Source organism: Panacibacter microcysteis, assembly GCF_015831355.1.
Taxonomy (GTDB): Bacteria; Bacteroidota; Bacteroidia; order Chitinophagales; family Chitinophagaceae; genus Panacibacter; species Panacibacter microcysteis.
This window is the reverse complement of record NZ_JADWYR010000002.1, coordinates 1,440,204-1,455,884: the sequence shown is the minus strand read 5'-3', so window position 1 is coordinate 1,455,884 and position 15,681 is coordinate 1,440,204. Positions and strand designations below refer to the sequence as shown.

Genomic DNA, 15,681 nt, shown 5'->3' with positions numbered 1-15,681 from the left:
CTCACCCAAAAAACATTCACCATCTTTTTTAAAACATGATAACAATCATAAACATGGTTGAGTAAGGTCAAAACCAGGCGGTTCAACGGAGGTTACTTTTGACAATCAATTTACATATGAGTGTTATAATCCTTTTGTTGATAGCAAGTATTACTGTAGCCGGCCTTTTTCTTATTGCATTTTTATGGAACATCAAAAAGGGGCAGTACGATGATGAAGAAAGCCCACCTGTAAGAATTCTTTTCGACGATGCACCCGTTTCTCAAAACCAAAATAAAACCATTGATTAATGTCAGTTCATTCCACATCTTTAGAAGGGTCTTTTCAAACAAGCGCTCCTGGTGTTGAAAGATTTTATTACGACAATAAGATCGTAAAGCTTTTTATGTATGCTACAATATTCTGGGGCGTAATTGGTATGCTGGCTGGTTTATTTGCTTCTATCCAGCTTTTCTTTCCTTCAGCAAATTTAGATTTTGCACCCACCACATTTGGCAGGGTAAGACCTGTGCACACCAACGCAGTAATATTTGCCTTTGTTGGTAACGGTATTTTTATGGGTGTGTATTATTCTTTGCAGCGCCTGTGCAAAACCAGGATGTTCAGTAATGCACTTAGTAAAATTCATTTCTGGGGCTGGCAGCTGATTATTGTTTCTGCTGCACTTACATTGTTTATGGGTTATACCACCGGTAAAGAATATGCAGAACTTGAATGGCCGATAGACATTGCCATTACACTTATATGGGTGGTGTTTGGGATAAACATGTTTGGTACCATTTTGAAAAGAAGGGAAAGCCATTTATACGTGGCCATATGGTTTTATATAGCTACCTGGGTAACCGTGGCTATGCTGCATATTGTTAACTCTTTTGAATTGCCTGTAAGCTTTATGAAGAGTTATAGCTGGTATGCAGGTGTGCAGGATGCGCTGGTGCAATGGTGGTATGGCCACAATGCCGTAGCATTTTTTCTTACTACGCCTTACCTGGGTTTGATGTATTACTTTCTTCCGAAAGCGGCTAACAGGCCGGTATACAGCTACCGGTTATCTATCGTTCACTTTTGGGCGTTGATATTTATATATATATGGGCTGGTCCGCACCACCTGTTGTACACTGCGTTGCCAGACTGGGCACAAAGCCTGGGTGTAGTGTTTAGTGTAATGCTTATTGCACCAAGCTGGGGTGGTATGCTTAACGGCTTGTTTACTTTAAGGGGAGCATGGGATAAAGTGCGGGAAGAACCGATCCTGAAATTTATGGTGGTAGCGGTAACCTGCTACGGTATGTCAACATTTGAAGGCCCGATGCTGAGCCTGAAGAATGTAAACGCCATTGCCCACTTCACAGACTGGATCGTAGCGCATGTACACGTTGGCGCACTTGGCTGGAACGGCTTCCTTACGTTTGGTGTGATCTACTGGCTGGTACCAAAAATGTTTAAAACAGCGCTTTACTCGAAGAAGCTTGCCAATACGCACTTCTGGATAGGGACGATAGGTATTGTATTGTACGTGGTGCCTTTATACTGGGCAGGGTTTACACAAAGTATGATGTGGAAAACATTTACGGAAGAAGGCCAGCTGAAGTTCCAGTTCCTTGAAACAGTGACCAACATTATGCCTGAATACATGGGCAGGAGTATTGGCGGTACGCTTTACCTTATCGGTGTATTTATCATGATTTATAACGTGGTAAAAACCATTAAGGCCGGAAGCTTTGTGGCAGATGAAGCTGCAGAAGCTGCACCATTGGCAAAAGTTGTACAGGCTCATGGCAAAGAACACTGGCACAGGTGGATTGAAAGAAAGCCAGTTCAGATGCTTGTATTCAGCCTCGTAGCGGTTGCTATTGGTGGTATACTGGAACTGGTACCCACATTTCTTATCAAAAGCAATGTGCCAACCATTACATCTGTAAAACCTTACACGCCACTTGAATTGCAGGGCCGGGATATTTATGTAAGAGAAGGCTGTTATACCTGCCACTCTCAAATGATAAGACCTTTCAGGGATGAAGTGGCGCGGTACGGAGAATATAGCAAGGCCGGTGAGTTTATTTATGATCACCCTTTTCAATGGGGTAGCAAAAGAACAGGTCCTGATCTTGCGCGCATTGGCGGTAAGTACCCGGATAGCTGGCATTACAACCACATGCTCGATCCCCGCATCATGTCGCCCGGCTCTATCATGCCTTCTTACCCCTGGTTGCTCGATAACCAGATCGATACGGCATCTACTGCAGGTAAAATAAGGGCTATGCAAACATTGGGTGTACCGTATGCCGAAGGATACGATCAACAGGCTAATGCAGACCTGATGCAGCAGGCCGCCAGTATAAAGGAAAGCCTTAAAAAGGATAAGTTGAACACACCTGCAAACAGTGAAATTGTTGCATTGATCGCTTACCTGCAAAGAGTAGGAACAGACATCAAAGCTGCGCCAAAAGAAGTGGCACAAAACAAATAATATTTATTCCAAACCCACGCTAAAATATACATATGAATTTCCTCAATTATTTAGAAAAGATAACCGGCGTAGACGTTTTCGGGCTCACATCATTCATGATCTTCTTCGTCTTCTTCGTTGTAATGTCACTCTGGGCATGGCGTGCCGACAGGAAGCTGATTGATGTAATGAAACAGATTCCGCTGGATAAAACTGAAATAAATAACTAACTGAAAATTGTCTTTTATATGAAACGATTTTTCTTTCACCGGTTTTTTAAAGCAATGGCACTTACAATCATGTTTGCTGTTGCCGCAGTCAACGTTTTCGCCGACGGCCCTCCAAAGCCGAACCAGTTCGATAACCCGCTGGCGGTTTCACTGATTATTGTTGCCGGCGCATTGTTACTTGCAATTGTAATGCTTGGCAGGGTACTTATCAATGTTGCCCAGTTTAGAGTGGAAAGAGACAAAGAAGCACGGAAAAATGCAGGTACTGCTACAAAAGTACTGGTAACCTTACTGTTCTGTACCGTTGGCTTTGCATCATTTGCGCAGAATGCTGCGGGTGATGGTACCAGTGTTGCCAACGATGCAGCAGCTTCTTTTGGTGGCCTTTCTGCATTTTCTTTTTATACGATCATCAGTATAATCGGGCTGGAGGTTATTGTAATTGCTGCGATGCTCATTTCACTCAAAAGCCTTATTGCAAAAGAGAAGGCGGTTGTTACCGCGGTTGCCGGTGAAAAAATTCAAACAGAGTCTGCCGTGCAGGTTATATGGAGAAAGCTTAACAATTTCAGACCGCAGCACGAAGAAGTAGACCTTGGGCATGATTACGATGGCATCCGGGAACTGGACAACCGGTTACCGCCCTGGTGGCTCTATGGATTTTACATCTGTGTGGTGTTTGCCGGTATATATCTGTATCGTGCACACGTATCTCATGCTGCTCCTTCAAGCGAGCAGGAATATATTGCCGCTGTGGCAAAAGCAGATGCAGATAAAAAGGCATACTTAAAAAAAGCAGCCAACATGGTTGATGAAAATAATGTGGCAGTACTAACAGATGCCAACCAGATTGCAGAAGGTAAAAAACTTTTTAGCAGCACCTGTGCCGCCTGCCATGGCCCTGAAGGACAGGGTCTTGTTGGACCAAACCTAACTGATGATTACTGGCTCCATAAAGGCAGTATCAAAGATATTTTTAAGACCATCAAATATGGTGTGCCTGAAAAAGGCATGAAGTCATGGGAAGCAGATTTTAGCCCTATGCAACTGGCAGAACTGGCAAGCTACATCAAATCATTGCATGGCACAAAACCTGCCAATCCGAAAGAACCACAGGGAGATATTTATAACGAAGAACCATCAGCAACACCAGCACAAGACTCTTCAAAAATTGTGGCTGCAGTAAAGTAACGGAGAGTATACAATATGGAAAAGGTCGCGCTAAAAAAGGTTAAAGAGGAAGAAAGCTTCAGGGACCATCTTGCTACAGTTGACAAGAAAGGTAAAAGAAACTGGATATATGCGTACCAGCCCAAAGGCCGGCTCTACAACATCCGCACAGTATTGAGCATCTTTTATTTCCTCTTGTTCTTCGGGCTGCCTTTTGTACATCTAAACGGCAGACCGTTGTTCATGTTCAACATACCGCAGGCAAAGTTTATTTTATTCGGTAAAGTTTTCTGGCCGCAGGATTTTTTCATCCTTGGTCTTGGCATGGTAACGTTTATCTTTTTTATCATTCTTTTTACCGCATCTTTTGGCAGGTTGTTTTGCGGCTGGGCCTGCCCGCAGACCAACTTTATGGAAATGATGTTTCGTAAGATCGAATACCTGATAGAGGGCGATGCGGCGCACCAGAAGATACTAGCAAAGGAACCCTGGCATAGTAAAAAAGTGGTGAAGAAGCTGCTGAAGCACGTGGTTTTTTACCTGCTGTCCTTTATCATCGCCAACTTTTTTCTTGCATACATTATCGGCATCAAAGACCTGGAAAAAATTATTACAGAGCCTGTATCACAACACGTAGGCGGCCTTACAGCCATTATGATTTTCAGCGGTGTGTTTTATGGTGTGTATGCCTTTTTCAGGGAGCAGGCCTGCACCGTTGTTTGCCCGTATGGCCGTTTGCAGGGTGTATTGCTCGATAAAAATTCAATGATCGTTGCCTATGATTACAAACGTGGTGAGCCGCGTGGCGTAGATAAAAAGAACAGCGAGGTACAACACGGCGATTGCATTGATTGCTTTCAATGCGTAAAAGTTTGCCCTACGGGTATCGATATAAGAAATGGCGTGCAACTGGAATGCGTCGGCTGCACTGCATGTATAGATGCCTGCAATAACATCATGGAAAAATTGGGCAAGCCACATGGGCTCATCCGCTATGCAAGTGAAAACAGTATAGCCAACGGCGAGCCGTTAAAGTATACACCGCGTATGAAAATGTATACCGCATTGTGCGGTCTCGTGGTTATCATTCTTTCTGCCATTCTTTTTACAAGAAAAGATATAGATACAACCGTTATGCGTACGCCGGGCATTCTTTACCAGGAGCGTGGTACAGACAGCATCTCGAATCTCTATAACATAAAGCTTGCAAATAAAACGCTCGATGAACTGCACGTTACCGTAAAACTGGAAGATGCACAGGGCAGTGTGCAGCTTGTTGGCAAGCCTTATGTAAATGTAGCCGGCGAAGGGCAGGGCAGTGGTTCGTTTTTCGTTGTCTTGCCTGCGAAGAATATTACAGCAAGAAAAACAGCCGTAAAACTTGGATTGTACCAGGGAGATAAAAAGATCACGGCCATTACAACAAGTTTTCTCGGGCCTGTTGGAGATTAGTGCTGTTAATGATGTACCCGGCAGCAGTACTGCTATGATACCCCGGTTGCGTCGCACACTTGTACTGCAATGCATGTATCAGCAAAGCGATGCTTACCCGCTGCTCCGTTTTGTAACATGTTGCAATGTCAAAGATCATTGGGTACGTTGCAGGATATGCAGCAGGCATGCGAACCAGTATCGTTGGCTGCATAAAGTATCAAACGTACAAGTGAGTGACACAACAGGCGATGCCACCTGTACAAAAGCTGGCAACATCATTAAAAAAGTCAATACGATAACGTTATGATATACATTGAACGTTTAAAATTTTATGATATGAGTTGGGGAAACAAACTGCTGGTGGCCTTTATAGCATTTGGTGCGTTGATAGGAACACTTGTGTACAAGTGCATGCACCAGAATTTTGAGCTGGTATCGAAAGACTATTATGCAGATGAACTTAAATACCAGGATAGGATAGATGGTGCAAATAATGCCGGAAAGCTAAGTGCGGTACAGGTTTCAACAACGGGTACTGAACTGGCTATTCAATTGCCAAAAGAACTGAATGGCCAGGTATTGAAAGGTGAAGCGTGGTTTTATTGCGCAACCAATGCAGCAGATGACAGGCGCATTCCTTTAACGGTAGATGACAAAGGCATTATGCTGGTTGATAAAAGTAAACTTGCCAAAGCCAGTTATGTACTTAAGCTGAACTGGGAAAATACGAGCGAGAAATTTTATAACGAACAAGCTGTTTCATTAAGATAATGTTCTGGCAGATTTTTATATCGGCATTCAGTATAGGATTGCTCAGCAGTTTTCACTGTGTGGGCATGTGTGGTGCGTTTGCGTTTTCCCTGCCTGTGCAGGAGTATTCAGGTGTAAAAAAAGCAAGTGCTATTTTGTTGTACAACCTTGGGCGCACCGCTACGTACGCCGTCTTGGGTCTTGTTTTCGGTTTAGCGGGAAGACAAATGTACCTGGGTGGGTTTCAGCAATGGTTCTCGGTTACTGCAGGTATCATCATTGTGCTTGTGGCACTGCAATCTGTTATTAAATATCCTTTGCTGCGCATCAGAGGTTTTTCTGTGTTTAATCTTTTTGTACAAAAGCTTATAACAAGAGCAATAGGGCAAAAGAATTTGCATGGCATACTGCTGCTGGGCATGGCAAACGGTTTGCTGCCCTGCGGGCTGGTTTACCTGGCTATTGCCGGCGCACTGGGCACAGGTAGTATAGAGGGGGCGTCGTTTTTTATGGCAGCTTTTGGCATAGGCACGTTGCCGGCCATGTTCAGTGTGTCTTATTTTGGCTATTTTATCAGGCTGTCGGTTCGCAATACCATTAAAAAAGCTATGCCATGGTTCATTGCTGCCATGGGCGCCATGTTGATTGTAAGAGGTATGGGGCTGGGTATTGCCTATCTTAGCCCGCAATTGAGCAGCAATGCAGAAAAGACGGTCTCCTGCCACAAATAACTTCCTGTTGATTACCCGAAAACATATTAAAAAAACTAAGCAAATATTGATCATTTTAAATATTACATTTGTGCTATCAAAAGAAAAAACCATTGTCCGTAAAGACATATGAAGACGACAATAGCACTCGCTGACCTCTCTGTAAAATGTTCCTTCTCAAAGATTGAGGAAGACCTGTTGATCGACAGGAAATTTCAGCGTGTTATACACTACACGGTAATATTAAAAATGAACGACAAACGTTTCAGTCTTGTTCACCTTTACAAAGATCTTGATGGCAACTGGCTTCCGCCGGGCTCAGAAGAAAGCAGGGAACTTTTCACCATCATCGGGCAGAAGATAGATTCCATTGAACAAAACGGAACAACGATTTAGGAAAGTTATTGTCGGATCATTCGCGCTTTTTTTTATCCCTCCCATAGCACCTCCACAACATTAGTATCGGGTCTTTAAGCATTCCGCGTTTTAGAAAAAATAATAATGTGCATCTGCAGCATACCATCAATTGTACAGCGGTTAAACTTATAAGCAGCTTCGGGAAAGAAGCATACTTGTAACCCAAATGCATATGGCTGGTTCAGTCGCGGGAGGATGGCCCGTGGTATATTCGTTTGTAACCAGGCTCGCAAAATGAAATATACGGCCGGTTATTCCTGAAAAAATCCATAAGTTTAAACTGTTATAACACTTCTAACCAGGATTTGCTTTTCGCATGAAAAAATTACTTGTACTTACCTTGTTCTTTACCACATACCTCGCATGTAAGCAGGCAGAAAAGCCCGCATATGGTACCAGTGAATGGAAAGAATACCTCGGAGGACCCGAACGTAATCATTTTTCCCCGCTCACACAGGTTAATAGAGAGAATGTACAGCAGTTACAGGTTGCGTGGGAATATCATACCGGCGATTCCGGGCAGATGCAATGCAATCCCATCATTGTTGATGGTGTTATGTATGGTATGACAGCCACGACCAGGCCATTTGCTGTAGATGCAGCAACGGGCAAAGAGATATGGAAGGGTAAAAGTGAAGGGCCTGATAGTTATAGCAGCAGCCGTGGCGTTGTTTACTGGGAGGATGGCGATGATAAACGCATTCTGTATACCAGCGGCCCGTGGTTGTATGAACTGGATGCACGCACAGGAAAGCCTCTGACGTTGGTGGGGGATAGCGGCCGTATCAGTCTTAAAGCCGGGCTGGGTAGTACGGCAGGTGATAAGATGGTAATATCCAATACCCCGGGAACAATATTCGGAGACCTGATCATTATGCCGCTGCGCGTGTCGGAAGGCACAGACGCCCCTCCGGGCAACATACAGGCGTTCAATATTAAAACCGGGAAGCTTGCATGGGTATTTCATACCATACCACATGTCGGCGAAGAAGGATATGAAACATGGCCACCGGGCACATATAAAAATCTTTCCGGTGTAGGCGCCGCTAATAACTGGAGTGGTATGTCGGTAGACCGTAAACGCGGCATAATCTTCGTTCCTACGGGCTCTGCAGCATATGATTTTTACGGTGGTAACCGTAAAGGAGCCAATTTGTTTGCCAACTGTTTACTGGCGCTGGATGCAAAGACCGGCAAACGCATTTGGCATTTCCAGTTTGTTCATCACGATATATTGGACCGAGATCCCCCGGCACCGCCAAACCTCATCACTGTTACACGCGGTGGTAAAATGATCGACGCGGTCGCGCAAATTACCAAACAAGGCTATGTGTTTGTTTTTAACCGGGAAACCGGTGAACCATTGTTTCCTGTAAAAGAAACACCTGTACCGCAATCAGACATACCGGGAGAAGCCGCATGGCCTACACAACCTATTCCGGAGAAGCCTGCACCTTACGCAAGGCAGTACCTGAAGGAGCACGATATAAATCCTTACGCAGCAAACAGGGATTCGCTTATCGCACTTTTAAAAGAAACGCGTTCTGAAGGCCCTTTCACCCCGTTGAGTGAAAAAGGGACCATTATTTTTCCGGGTCTTGACGGAGGTGGAGAGTGGGGCGGGGCTGCCGCTGATCCGGAGGGTATCATTTATATCAACAGTAATGAAATGGCCTGGCGTATCTCGCTTGGTCCTGATAAATCAAAAGAGCAGAATGTAAGTATGACCCCTGGTGAAAGTGTGTATGTGACCAATTGTACCTCATGTCATGGCACCGCACGAAAAGGCAACCCTTCCAGCGGTTATCCCTCATTGGTGAACATTGGTAGCCGCAGAAAACGGGAAAGCGTGCAGGCTGTCGTCTCTCATGGCAAGGGCATGATGCCAGCGTTTCCAAAGCTAAGCAAGGACGAAATGCAATCGCTTGTAGGGTTTTTGTTTGGCGATGAGCAGGTAGCACGAGTACCGAGCGAGCCAGGTGTTGACAACGCCATAAAGACTGAACAACAGATCTCGTATGCTATTTCAGGATACAGTAAATTTTTAGACAGGGACGGTTTACCGGCTGTTTCGCCACCATGGGGCACGTTGAATGCAATCAACCTGAATACAGGAGAATATGTGTGGAAAATACCTTACGGCGAAATACCCGCGTTGAAGGATAAAGGTCCTGATGCAAAAGGTGCCGAAAGCTACGGCGGGCCTGTGATCACAGCAAGCTGCCTGCTGTTTATCGCAGGAACAAAAGACCAGTATTTCAGGGCCTTTGACAAGTTAAACGGAAAACTTTTATGGCAAACACAATTGCCGGCGGCATCTTTTGCAACGCCAGCCACTTATGAAGTAAAAGGGAAGCAATACATCGTTATGGCTTGCGGCGGCACCAAACTGGGCGCAAAAGGTGGTGACAGCTATATTGCCTTCACACTACCCGCTCCGTAGCCTAAGATAACATTTTTCGAATTGATGCACTCAAGAGGCGTTGCTTACGCTTCATCGCTGTTATTTCTGTAAATGTATCCAAAGATGCACAAGGTTATATTTACAAGCAGCGAGAAGATATTTGTAAATATGATGGGGTAGTCTTCTTTTAAAATACCATACCATACCCACGTTGCAAGGCCGGCAATTAATACGAGTACCATACCAAAGGAAACACCCTGGGCTTTTTTCTCTTTAATCACTTTTATCAGCTGCGGCAGCATAGCTATAGCCGTCAGAACCGCTGCTACAATACCCACAATTTGCTCCATGTACTTCCTTCCTGTTTTTAAGCAACATAGTGCTTATTTTTTTCCACCTGCAAAAACGCGGATGATGATAAATACTACCACTATAACGATGAGTATACCAACCCATACACCTGCACTGAATATACCCTGTATCGCTTCGCAACCTGTGAGTAATACTGTAGTGAGTATAAGAAAGGCAAGCGATTCATAGACATGTAGCTTTTTCATAACTTCTTTTTTTTATTATAGAGAAAATGCGTGCCAAATGTTAAATCCTGAAACAATATCCTTTACTGCTACACAAGCGGGTCAGTCAGGAATTTCAACCTTATTGCTGTTTTACCGTTTTCTTGCTTCCCGTATTTTCATTTTCCTGCACAGACGCGTCACCTGTTTCAACTTCTACCTGCCGGGTTGTAACAGCGTATGCATTTGGATGAATCGGTGCACCAAAAACAACAGCGTATGCTTTGGTAAATTCAGCACCCATATATAAGATCATAGAAGAATAATATACCCACACAAGCAATACCACGATAGATCCCGCAGCGCCGAAAGTTGTACCCACATTACTCTGGCCGATGTAAAATGATATAGCGAATTTGCCCAGCATAAACAATACGGCAGTGGTTATGGCACCGGCCCGCACATCTTTCCAGCGTATTGCTGCATCAGGTAATACCTTGAAGATAGTAGCAAAGATGGCAGAGGTAATGATCAGTGTAAGCAACAGGTTGAGTATATAAAAGATAACTACCTTTCCTGTTTCAAAAGAAATCGTCAGTCGTTCGCTGAATGCATCAATAACCGCACTAACAGACAATGACACCAGCAGTAAAAAGCCCAGGCTCACAATAACAGAAAAAGAAAGAAACCTGTTTTTAAGCATTTTCATCAACCCTTGTTTTGGCTTTGGTTTTAAACCCCAGATCATGTTGATGGAATCCTGTATCTCTCCGAAAACCGTGGTGGCGCCTATCAACAATGTTATACCCCCAATAATGGCTGCAAAGGTGCTTTTTCCTTCAAGTGAGGCACTTTTTACCAGCACCTGCAATTGCGAGGCTGTATCCTGTCCTACAAAGCCCACCAGTTGTTCGTAAATTTTTCCTTCACTCGCTTCCCTGCCGAGTATGATACCTGCTATTGAAATAATGAGCAACAACAGCGGGCCCATTGAAAATACAGTGTAATATGCCAGTGAGCCACTTAGTTTCGGAAGCTTGTCTGCCCCAACATTTTTAAATGTCAGCTTGATAACCTTCCATAAATTTTTCAGCGAAAACTTCTTCATAATCAATTTTCAATCAATGTGCAAAAAGGCGACCAGTATCGCCGTTACCTATTTTTTTGTGACCGTGTTTTCGAAACTGATTTTATAGATCATACCATTTTCATCATCTGCCACAAGTAGAGATCCGTCGGTGTATTGTGCAAGACCAACTGGTCGTCCAAAAATTTTGGTGCCATCAGCAAACAGGAAACCGGTTAAGAAGTCTTCTATTCCCTGCACTTTACCATTATTGAATTTTACCCTTACTACATTATACCCGGATGGTGGTTTACGATTCCATGAACCATGCATAGTTGCAAAAGCGTCGCCCGAATAGTTTGCAGGAAACTGCTGTGCAGTGTAAAAAACAAGATCCATTGGTGCAGCATGTGCTGTGTATAACATTTCCGGTGCAATGGTGTGTTTAGCGTATGCCACATGTGTTTCACCTTTGGGGTCATGGTGTTTATCGAATTCATAATTACCATATACATAAGGCCAGCCATAATCGCCACCTTCTTTTATCAGGTTCAGTTCTTCGCGCTGGTCAAAATCTCCCAGCCAGTCTATACCATGATCAAAACCCCACATCGCCTTTGTTTGCGGATGCCATGCAAAACCAATGGTATTACGCAGGCCTTTTGCAAAGATCTTTTGTGTACTATCCTGCAGGTTCACCTGTAGCATGGTTGCGTTCCTGTCGTTGGTTTCATCGCAGGAATTACATGTACTGCCAACAGAAATGTACAGCAGGCTGTCTGGCCCAAAATGCATGGTACGGTTACCGTGCTGACCACCATCCGGCAGATTGCCTGCAAGCAGCACAAGCGAATCGAGTGTACCATCTTCATGAATGGTTGTAGAATACAAGTCTTTTACTGTAATAAGATACAGTGAACTTCCTTTTTGTGCTATGCCGTGCATCTGGTCTTTCTGCGCTACCACAGTGGCCATATCTGCTTTTCCATCATTGTTTACGTCTTTTAACAGTGTAACTGTACCGGCTTGCCTGTTGGTAACATATACATTCCCGTTTGGCATCACCAGCATCATACGTGGTTTGCCCAGGTTCTTTGCAAATACCGAAACTTTAAAGCCGGCAGGCACTTTCAGGCTTTTGATGAGGTCATCTGAAGGCGTAACCACCACAGGCCTTATAATATGCCCTTCTTTCTTTTGATTGATAAGACCTTTAATATCTTGTGTTTGTGCATGCAGGGTTTCTGCAAACACAAGCAGCACTAAAATGACTGTGTTAATAATTGTTTTTTTCATAAACGATGTTGCTAAACAATGTGTGGTAAAATGTATAAGATCGCGGTTTGTATTCGTAAGTATATGTATGCATGTTTCTAATGCTGCCGGTTTTTTTATGATCCAGCCTGTATTACTACTATTAAACTTTTGTTGCGTCGCACCCTTGTACAGCGGTATATTACTGAACAAGAGCGCAACCCCGCTATTACAGGCAATCAGTTCCTGCTGCTCCACGCTTGTAGCATATACTGCATATATAACCTACAGTACAAGTGAGTGACACAACAGGCGATGATAGTAGCAATGCTGCCGGCAACATCATTATGCTTATCACAAAAGGTCTTTATTGCTTTCTCCGGTGCTTGCCTTTTGTTGTACAAAACGTTGCAGCGCTTGTTATAGCTACTATTGAGCCACACTTTTGTGATAGCGGGTTTGAGCAACAGTTGTAATAAGTTCTACAATAAGCGACAGCTAAGTGGGCAATTTGTAGCTATGTATGAGAAAAATCAGCTATGGCATAATAAGTGTGCACGTAGTTGAAACAAATTTTATGAAAGACATCAACACAATACCTCCGCAGCACCAGGATGTACAACCCGGCATAGAAGCGGAGATGAACCCGCTGCCGGTTTATGATGACGGACGGCCGGGCAGCAAGAAATTAAAAGATAAGGTTGCGATTATAACAGGTGGCGACAGCGGTATAGGTAGAGCGATTGCGATAAGCTTTGCCAAAGAAGGTGCAGATGTGGTGATCGCTTATCTTGATGAAAACAACGATGCAAAAAAAACGGCAGAACTTGTAAAAGGTTATGGCCGCAAAGCTTCGTTGATAGCGGGAGACCTGTCTGTAGAAGAAAATTGTAAAAAGGTGGTCGACCAGGCCATTGCAGAATTTGGTAAAATAGACGTCATCATCAACAATGCTGCTGTGCAATACCCGCAGGATGATATTACAGGCATTTCTGCAGCGCAACTACACAAAACATTTGCGGTAAACATTTACCCTCATTTTTATATGGTAAAATATGCATTGCCACATTTAAAAGAAGGTAGCTCCATTATCAACACAGCTTCAGTTACGGCTTATAAAGGCAAAAAAGTATTGCTGGATTATTCTTCTACAAAGGGCGCCATTGTAGCATTTACAAGAAGCTTATCCCAGTCTTTGTTCGATAAAAAGATTCGTGTAAATGCTGTAGCGCCCGGCCCGGTTTGGACACCCCTGATACCAGCTTCATTTGATGAAGACGAAGTGGCATCTTTTGGTAAGGACACCATGTACAAGCGGCCCGCACAACCCGCGGAAATAGCCCCATGTTACGTTTTTCTTGCCAGCGATGAAAACCTCTTCATGAGCGGCCAGGTGTTGCACCCGAACGGCGGCACTATAGTAGACTCTTAATATTCTCTAATACCTGTTACCGTTACCATAAAGGTTTTTTCCGTGTTGCCGCATGCGCAGCTGCCGCAGCAGGAAAAGCCTTTTTTTATGTATTGTTCACCGCGTAAATCCTTTTGTGCTGTGTACTTCGGCCAAAGCGCATTTTTTTTTGGTTAAAAAACATGATGTTGTTAGTTTTGTTTTACTCTACTGTACTTGCAGTATTGCTCTACATACCAGGAAAGTTTCCATTCAATTTATTGCAACAGATTTTACCGGCAAAACCGCTGTACCTGTTTATGCCGGTAGCGGAAAGCGCGTTATCAAACTTTGTTTTTTAAACCAGCAATTTAAAAAAGCATTGCCTATGTATATACACATTGTACATGCAGGAGAAACACAGAAAGCAAAAGTGGTTTACAATTTCAGGCAGGTAACAAACATGATTCTTTTAAAGTTCGAAGTGCCCATCAAAAACGGGTTACATGAGATTGTGCTTACCTGTACTGACAATTTATGGAGAGATGATTGCAACATCAAAGAATCAGACCCGGAACTTTTTACGCAATTGTTGATCAAACTAAAATCTGTATTGCAGGAATCTTTAAGGGCAATACAAAATGAGTATAACAACATGTAGCATTTTTACTTCGTTGTTGTACCCTAATAAACGTATAAGTCCCGGCCATAAATGGCCGGGACTTATACATTGTACCACTTTGAATCACCACTCATTCCAACTTCTTTTATAAATACCTGTAACTAAGTTTGTTATTGCCACCCGGTGGCAGGATAATTGTTTGCATATACTGCACGATAACTGCAATACACGTCACTTATATCAAATGCTGATCAATATGAAACACATTAACACAGAGAACAGGAACAGGTATGCACTGATCACCGGTGCATCAAGCGGTTTTGGTTATGAGTTTGCAAACCTTTTTGCGGCTGATGGCTACAATCTGATCATTGTTGGGCGCAATGAAAAGCAACTGCAAAAAATTACCGATGATTTTAAAGCTAAGTACGACGTGGAAGTAACGCCTGTTTTAAAAGACCTCTTCGACAGGAATGCAGCGCAGGCCATTTACGCCCATACAAAAACCATGGGTATAAATGTAGATGTACTCGTAAACGATGCCGGGCAGGGGCAGTGGGGAATGTTTGCCGAAACTGATCTTGAGCGCGACCTTGACATAATACAATTAAACGTTATCACACTTTTGTCTCTTACCAAACTCTTTTTAAAAGACATGCTTGCAAGAGGTGAGGGAAAAATTCTGCAACTGGCTTCTGAAGCAGGCAAAACACCTATGCCACTAATGGCTGTATATGCCGCCACCAAAGCCTTTGTGATCTCTTTTACCGAGGCCCTTATCAACGAAACCGAAAACACCGGTGTATCGGTAACGATGTTATTGCCGGGCGCCAGCGATACAGATTTCTTTCACAAAGCGCAGGCAGAGAAAACGGTTGTTTACAAAGAAGAAGAACTGGCAGACCCGGTAGAAGTTGCCAAAGCGGGTTACAAAGGCCTGATGAAAGGAGAGAACAGGATTACCATTGGCGCAGGTGCAAAATCTCATGTGGCCATGAGTGCTATGATGCCCGATCATGTAAGTGCTGCCAATATGCGTAAAAAGATGGAGTTAAGCGAAAAGCCTGATAACGAAAACAGGAGAGAAGCTTTACACGACCCATCGTTTGAAGAGCGGTTGAAAATTGTGCGGGAAACCGGCGAACTAAGTGGTGATTATAAAAGTAATTAGCCAGGAATAAAAAAGATTGCCTGTGGGCAATCTTTTTTTTATGTGTAACCCGGCAGTTGTACATGCATTGGGCTTTTGTTGCGTCGCACACTTGTGCTG

Annotated in this window: 16 protein-coding genes; 12 read left to right on the top strand and 4 right to left on the bottom strand. The window is 43.7% G+C overall.

What is annotated here, in order from left to right; genetic code table 11:
• Positions 1 to 116 precede the first annotated feature (116 nt).
• From ccoS to I5907_RS17925, 9 genes are all read left to right on the top strand, one after another.
• A complete protein-coding gene (gene ccoS / locus I5907_RS17965) occupies positions 117 to 290 on the top strand; it encodes a cbb3-type cytochrome oxidase assembly protein CcoS (protein WP_196992180.1) in 174 nt (57 codons plus the stop codon).
• Entirely contained in the window at positions 290 to 2,470 is a 2,181-nt protein-coding gene (gene ccoN, locus I5907_RS17960; protein ID WP_196992179.1) for a cytochrome-c oxidase, cbb3-type subunit I, read from the top strand. The genes ccoS and ccoN overlap by 1 nt, the downstream gene beginning before the upstream one ends.
• 32 nt (positions 2,471 to 2,502) lie before the next feature.
• Positions 2,503 to 2,679 carry a CcoQ/FixQ family Cbb3-type cytochrome c oxidase assembly chaperone gene (locus I5907_RS17955; protein WP_196992178.1) on the top strand — a complete coding sequence of 59 codons (177 nt, stop codon included), beginning with the start codon at positions 2,503 to 2,505 and terminating at the stop codon, positions 2,677 to 2,679.
• A gap of 18 nt (positions 2,680 to 2,697) precedes the next feature.
• Positions 2,698 to 3,870 carry a cbb3-type cytochrome c oxidase N-terminal domain-containing protein gene (locus I5907_RS17950; protein WP_196992177.1) on the top strand — a complete coding sequence of 391 codons (1,173 nt, stop codon included), beginning with the start codon at positions 2,698 to 2,700 and terminating at the stop codon, positions 3,868 to 3,870.
• 15 nt (positions 3,871 to 3,885) lie between these two features.
• Positions 3,886 to 5,301, top strand: coding sequence for a cytochrome c oxidase accessory protein CcoG (ccoG, locus tag I5907_RS17945; protein ID WP_196992176.1), 1,416 nt, complete (start codon positions 3,886 to 3,888; stop codon positions 5,299 to 5,301).
• A gap of 318 nt (positions 5,302 to 5,619) precedes the next feature.
• Positions 5,620 to 6,054, top strand: a complete 435-nt coding sequence (locus I5907_RS17940; RefSeq protein ID WP_196992175.1) for a FixH family protein — start codon at positions 5,620 to 5,622, stop codon at positions 6,052 to 6,054.
• A complete protein-coding gene (locus I5907_RS17935) occupies positions 6,054 to 6,764 on the top strand; it encodes a sulfite exporter TauE/SafE family protein (protein ID WP_196992174.1) in 711 nt (236 codons plus the stop codon). The genes I5907_RS17940 and I5907_RS17935 overlap by 1 nt, the downstream gene beginning before the upstream one ends.
• Before the next feature lie 108 nt (positions 6,765 to 6,872).
• The gene (locus I5907_RS17930; RefSeq protein ID WP_196992173.1) at positions 6,873 to 7,139 is read left to right on the top strand and encodes a hypothetical protein; all 267 of its coding nucleotides are present in this window, start codon (positions 6,873 to 6,875) and stop codon (positions 7,137 to 7,139) included.
• 337 nt (positions 7,140 to 7,476) lie between these two features.
• Positions 7,477 to 9,603 carry a c-type cytochrome gene (locus I5907_RS17925; protein ID WP_196992172.1) on the top strand — a complete coding sequence of 709 codons (2,127 nt, stop codon included), beginning with the start codon at positions 7,477 to 7,479 and terminating at the stop codon, positions 9,601 to 9,603.
• Between the two features lie 44 nt (positions 9,604 to 9,647).
• Here I5907_RS17925 and I5907_RS17920 read toward each other — a convergent pair whose 3' ends face one another.
• The 4 genes from I5907_RS17920 to I5907_RS17905 form a co-directional block, all read right to left on the bottom strand.
• A complete protein-coding gene (locus I5907_RS17920; RefSeq protein ID WP_196992171.1) occupies positions 9,648 to 9,914 on the bottom strand; it encodes a SemiSWEET transporter in 267 nt (88 codons plus the stop codon).
• 33 nt (positions 9,915 to 9,947) lie between these two features.
• Positions 9,948 to 10,121, bottom strand: coding sequence for a phosphatidate cytidylyltransferase (locus I5907_RS17915; protein WP_196992170.1), 174 nt, complete (start codon positions 10,119 to 10,121; stop codon positions 9,948 to 9,950).
• Positions 10,122 to 10,221: 100 nt separating this feature from the next.
• Entirely contained in the window at positions 10,222 to 11,187 is a 966-nt protein-coding gene (locus I5907_RS17910; RefSeq protein WP_196992169.1) for a YihY/virulence factor BrkB family protein, read from the bottom strand.
• 48 nt (positions 11,188 to 11,235) lie between these two features.
• The gene (locus I5907_RS17905) at positions 11,236 to 12,441 is read right to left on the bottom strand and encodes a PQQ-dependent sugar dehydrogenase (RefSeq protein ID WP_196992168.1); all 1,206 of its coding nucleotides are present in this window, start codon (positions 12,439 to 12,441) and stop codon (positions 11,236 to 11,238) included.
• A gap of 481 nt (positions 12,442 to 12,922) precedes the next feature.
• Between I5907_RS17905 and I5907_RS17900 the strand changes: the two genes are divergently transcribed.
• The 3 genes from I5907_RS17900 to I5907_RS17890 all read left to right on the top strand — a co-directional run bounded on the left by I5907_RS17900 (position 12,923) and on the right by I5907_RS17890 (position 15,582).
• Positions 12,923 to 13,831 carry an SDR family oxidoreductase gene (locus I5907_RS17900; RefSeq protein WP_231402154.1) on the top strand — a complete coding sequence of 303 codons (909 nt, stop codon included), beginning with the start codon at positions 12,923 to 12,925 and terminating at the stop codon, positions 13,829 to 13,831.
• A gap of 346 nt (positions 13,832 to 14,177) precedes the next feature.
• Entirely contained in the window at positions 14,178 to 14,450 is a 273-nt protein-coding gene (locus tag I5907_RS17895) for a hypothetical protein (RefSeq protein WP_196992167.1), read from the top strand.
• Between the two features lie 217 nt (positions 14,451 to 14,667).
• A complete protein-coding gene (locus I5907_RS17890; protein WP_196992166.1) occupies positions 14,668 to 15,582 on the top strand; it encodes an SDR family NAD(P)-dependent oxidoreductase in 915 nt (304 codons plus the stop codon).
• Positions 15,583 to 15,681: the final 99 nt, after the last annotated feature.

What these genes read in the sequence shown, in the direction of transcription:
- ccoS (WP_196992180.1), top strand. Translation starts at nt 117, where the DNA reads ATGAGTGTTATAATCCTTTTGTTGATAGCAAGTATTACTGTAGCCGGC.
- ccoN (WP_196992179.1), top strand. Translation starts at nt 290, where the DNA reads ATGTCAGTTCATTCCACATCTTTAGAAGGGTCTTTTCAAACAAGCGCT.
- I5907_RS17955 (WP_196992178.1), top strand. Translation starts at nt 2,503, where the DNA reads ATGAATTTCCTCAATTATTTAGAAAAGATAACCGGCGTAGACGTTTTC.
- I5907_RS17950 (WP_196992177.1), top strand. Translation starts at nt 2,698, where the DNA reads ATGAAACGATTTTTCTTTCACCGGTTTTTTAAAGCAATGGCACTTACA.
- ccoG (WP_196992176.1), top strand. Translation starts at nt 3,886, where the DNA reads ATGGAAAAGGTCGCGCTAAAAAAGGTTAAAGAGGAAGAAAGCTTCAGG.
- I5907_RS17940 (WP_196992175.1), top strand. Translation starts at nt 5,620, where the DNA reads ATGAGTTGGGGAAACAAACTGCTGGTGGCCTTTATAGCATTTGGTGCG.
- I5907_RS17935 (WP_196992174.1), top strand. Translation starts at nt 6,054, where the DNA reads ATGTTCTGGCAGATTTTTATATCGGCATTCAGTATAGGATTGCTCAGC.
- I5907_RS17930 (WP_196992173.1), top strand. Translation starts at nt 6,873, where the DNA reads ATGAAGACGACAATAGCACTCGCTGACCTCTCTGTAAAATGTTCCTTC.
- I5907_RS17925 (WP_196992172.1), top strand. Translation starts at nt 7,477, where the DNA reads ATGAAAAAATTACTTGTACTTACCTTGTTCTTTACCACATACCTCGCA.
- I5907_RS17920 (WP_196992171.1), bottom strand. Translation starts at nt 9,914, where the DNA reads ATGGAGCAAATTGTGGGTATTGTAGCAGCGGTTCTGACGGCTATAGCT.
- I5907_RS17915 (WP_196992170.1), bottom strand. Translation starts at nt 10,121, where the DNA reads ATGAAAAAGCTACATGTCTATGAATCGCTTGCCTTTCTTATACTCACT.
- I5907_RS17910 (WP_196992169.1), bottom strand. Translation starts at nt 11,187, where the DNA reads ATGAAGAAGTTTTCGCTGAAAAATTTATGGAAGGTTATCAAGCTGACA.
- I5907_RS17905 (WP_196992168.1), bottom strand. Translation starts at nt 12,441, where the DNA reads ATGAAAAAAACAATTATTAACACAGTCATTTTAGTGCTGCTTGTGTTT.
- I5907_RS17900 (WP_231402154.1), top strand. Translation starts at nt 12,923, where the DNA reads ATGAGAAAAATCAGCTATGGCATAATAAGTGTGCACGTAGTTGAAACA.
- I5907_RS17895 (WP_196992167.1), top strand. Translation starts at nt 14,178, where the DNA reads ATGTATATACACATTGTACATGCAGGAGAAACACAGAAAGCAAAAGTG.
- I5907_RS17890 (WP_196992166.1), top strand. Translation starts at nt 14,668, where the DNA reads ATGAAACACATTAACACAGAGAACAGGAACAGGTATGCACTGATCACC.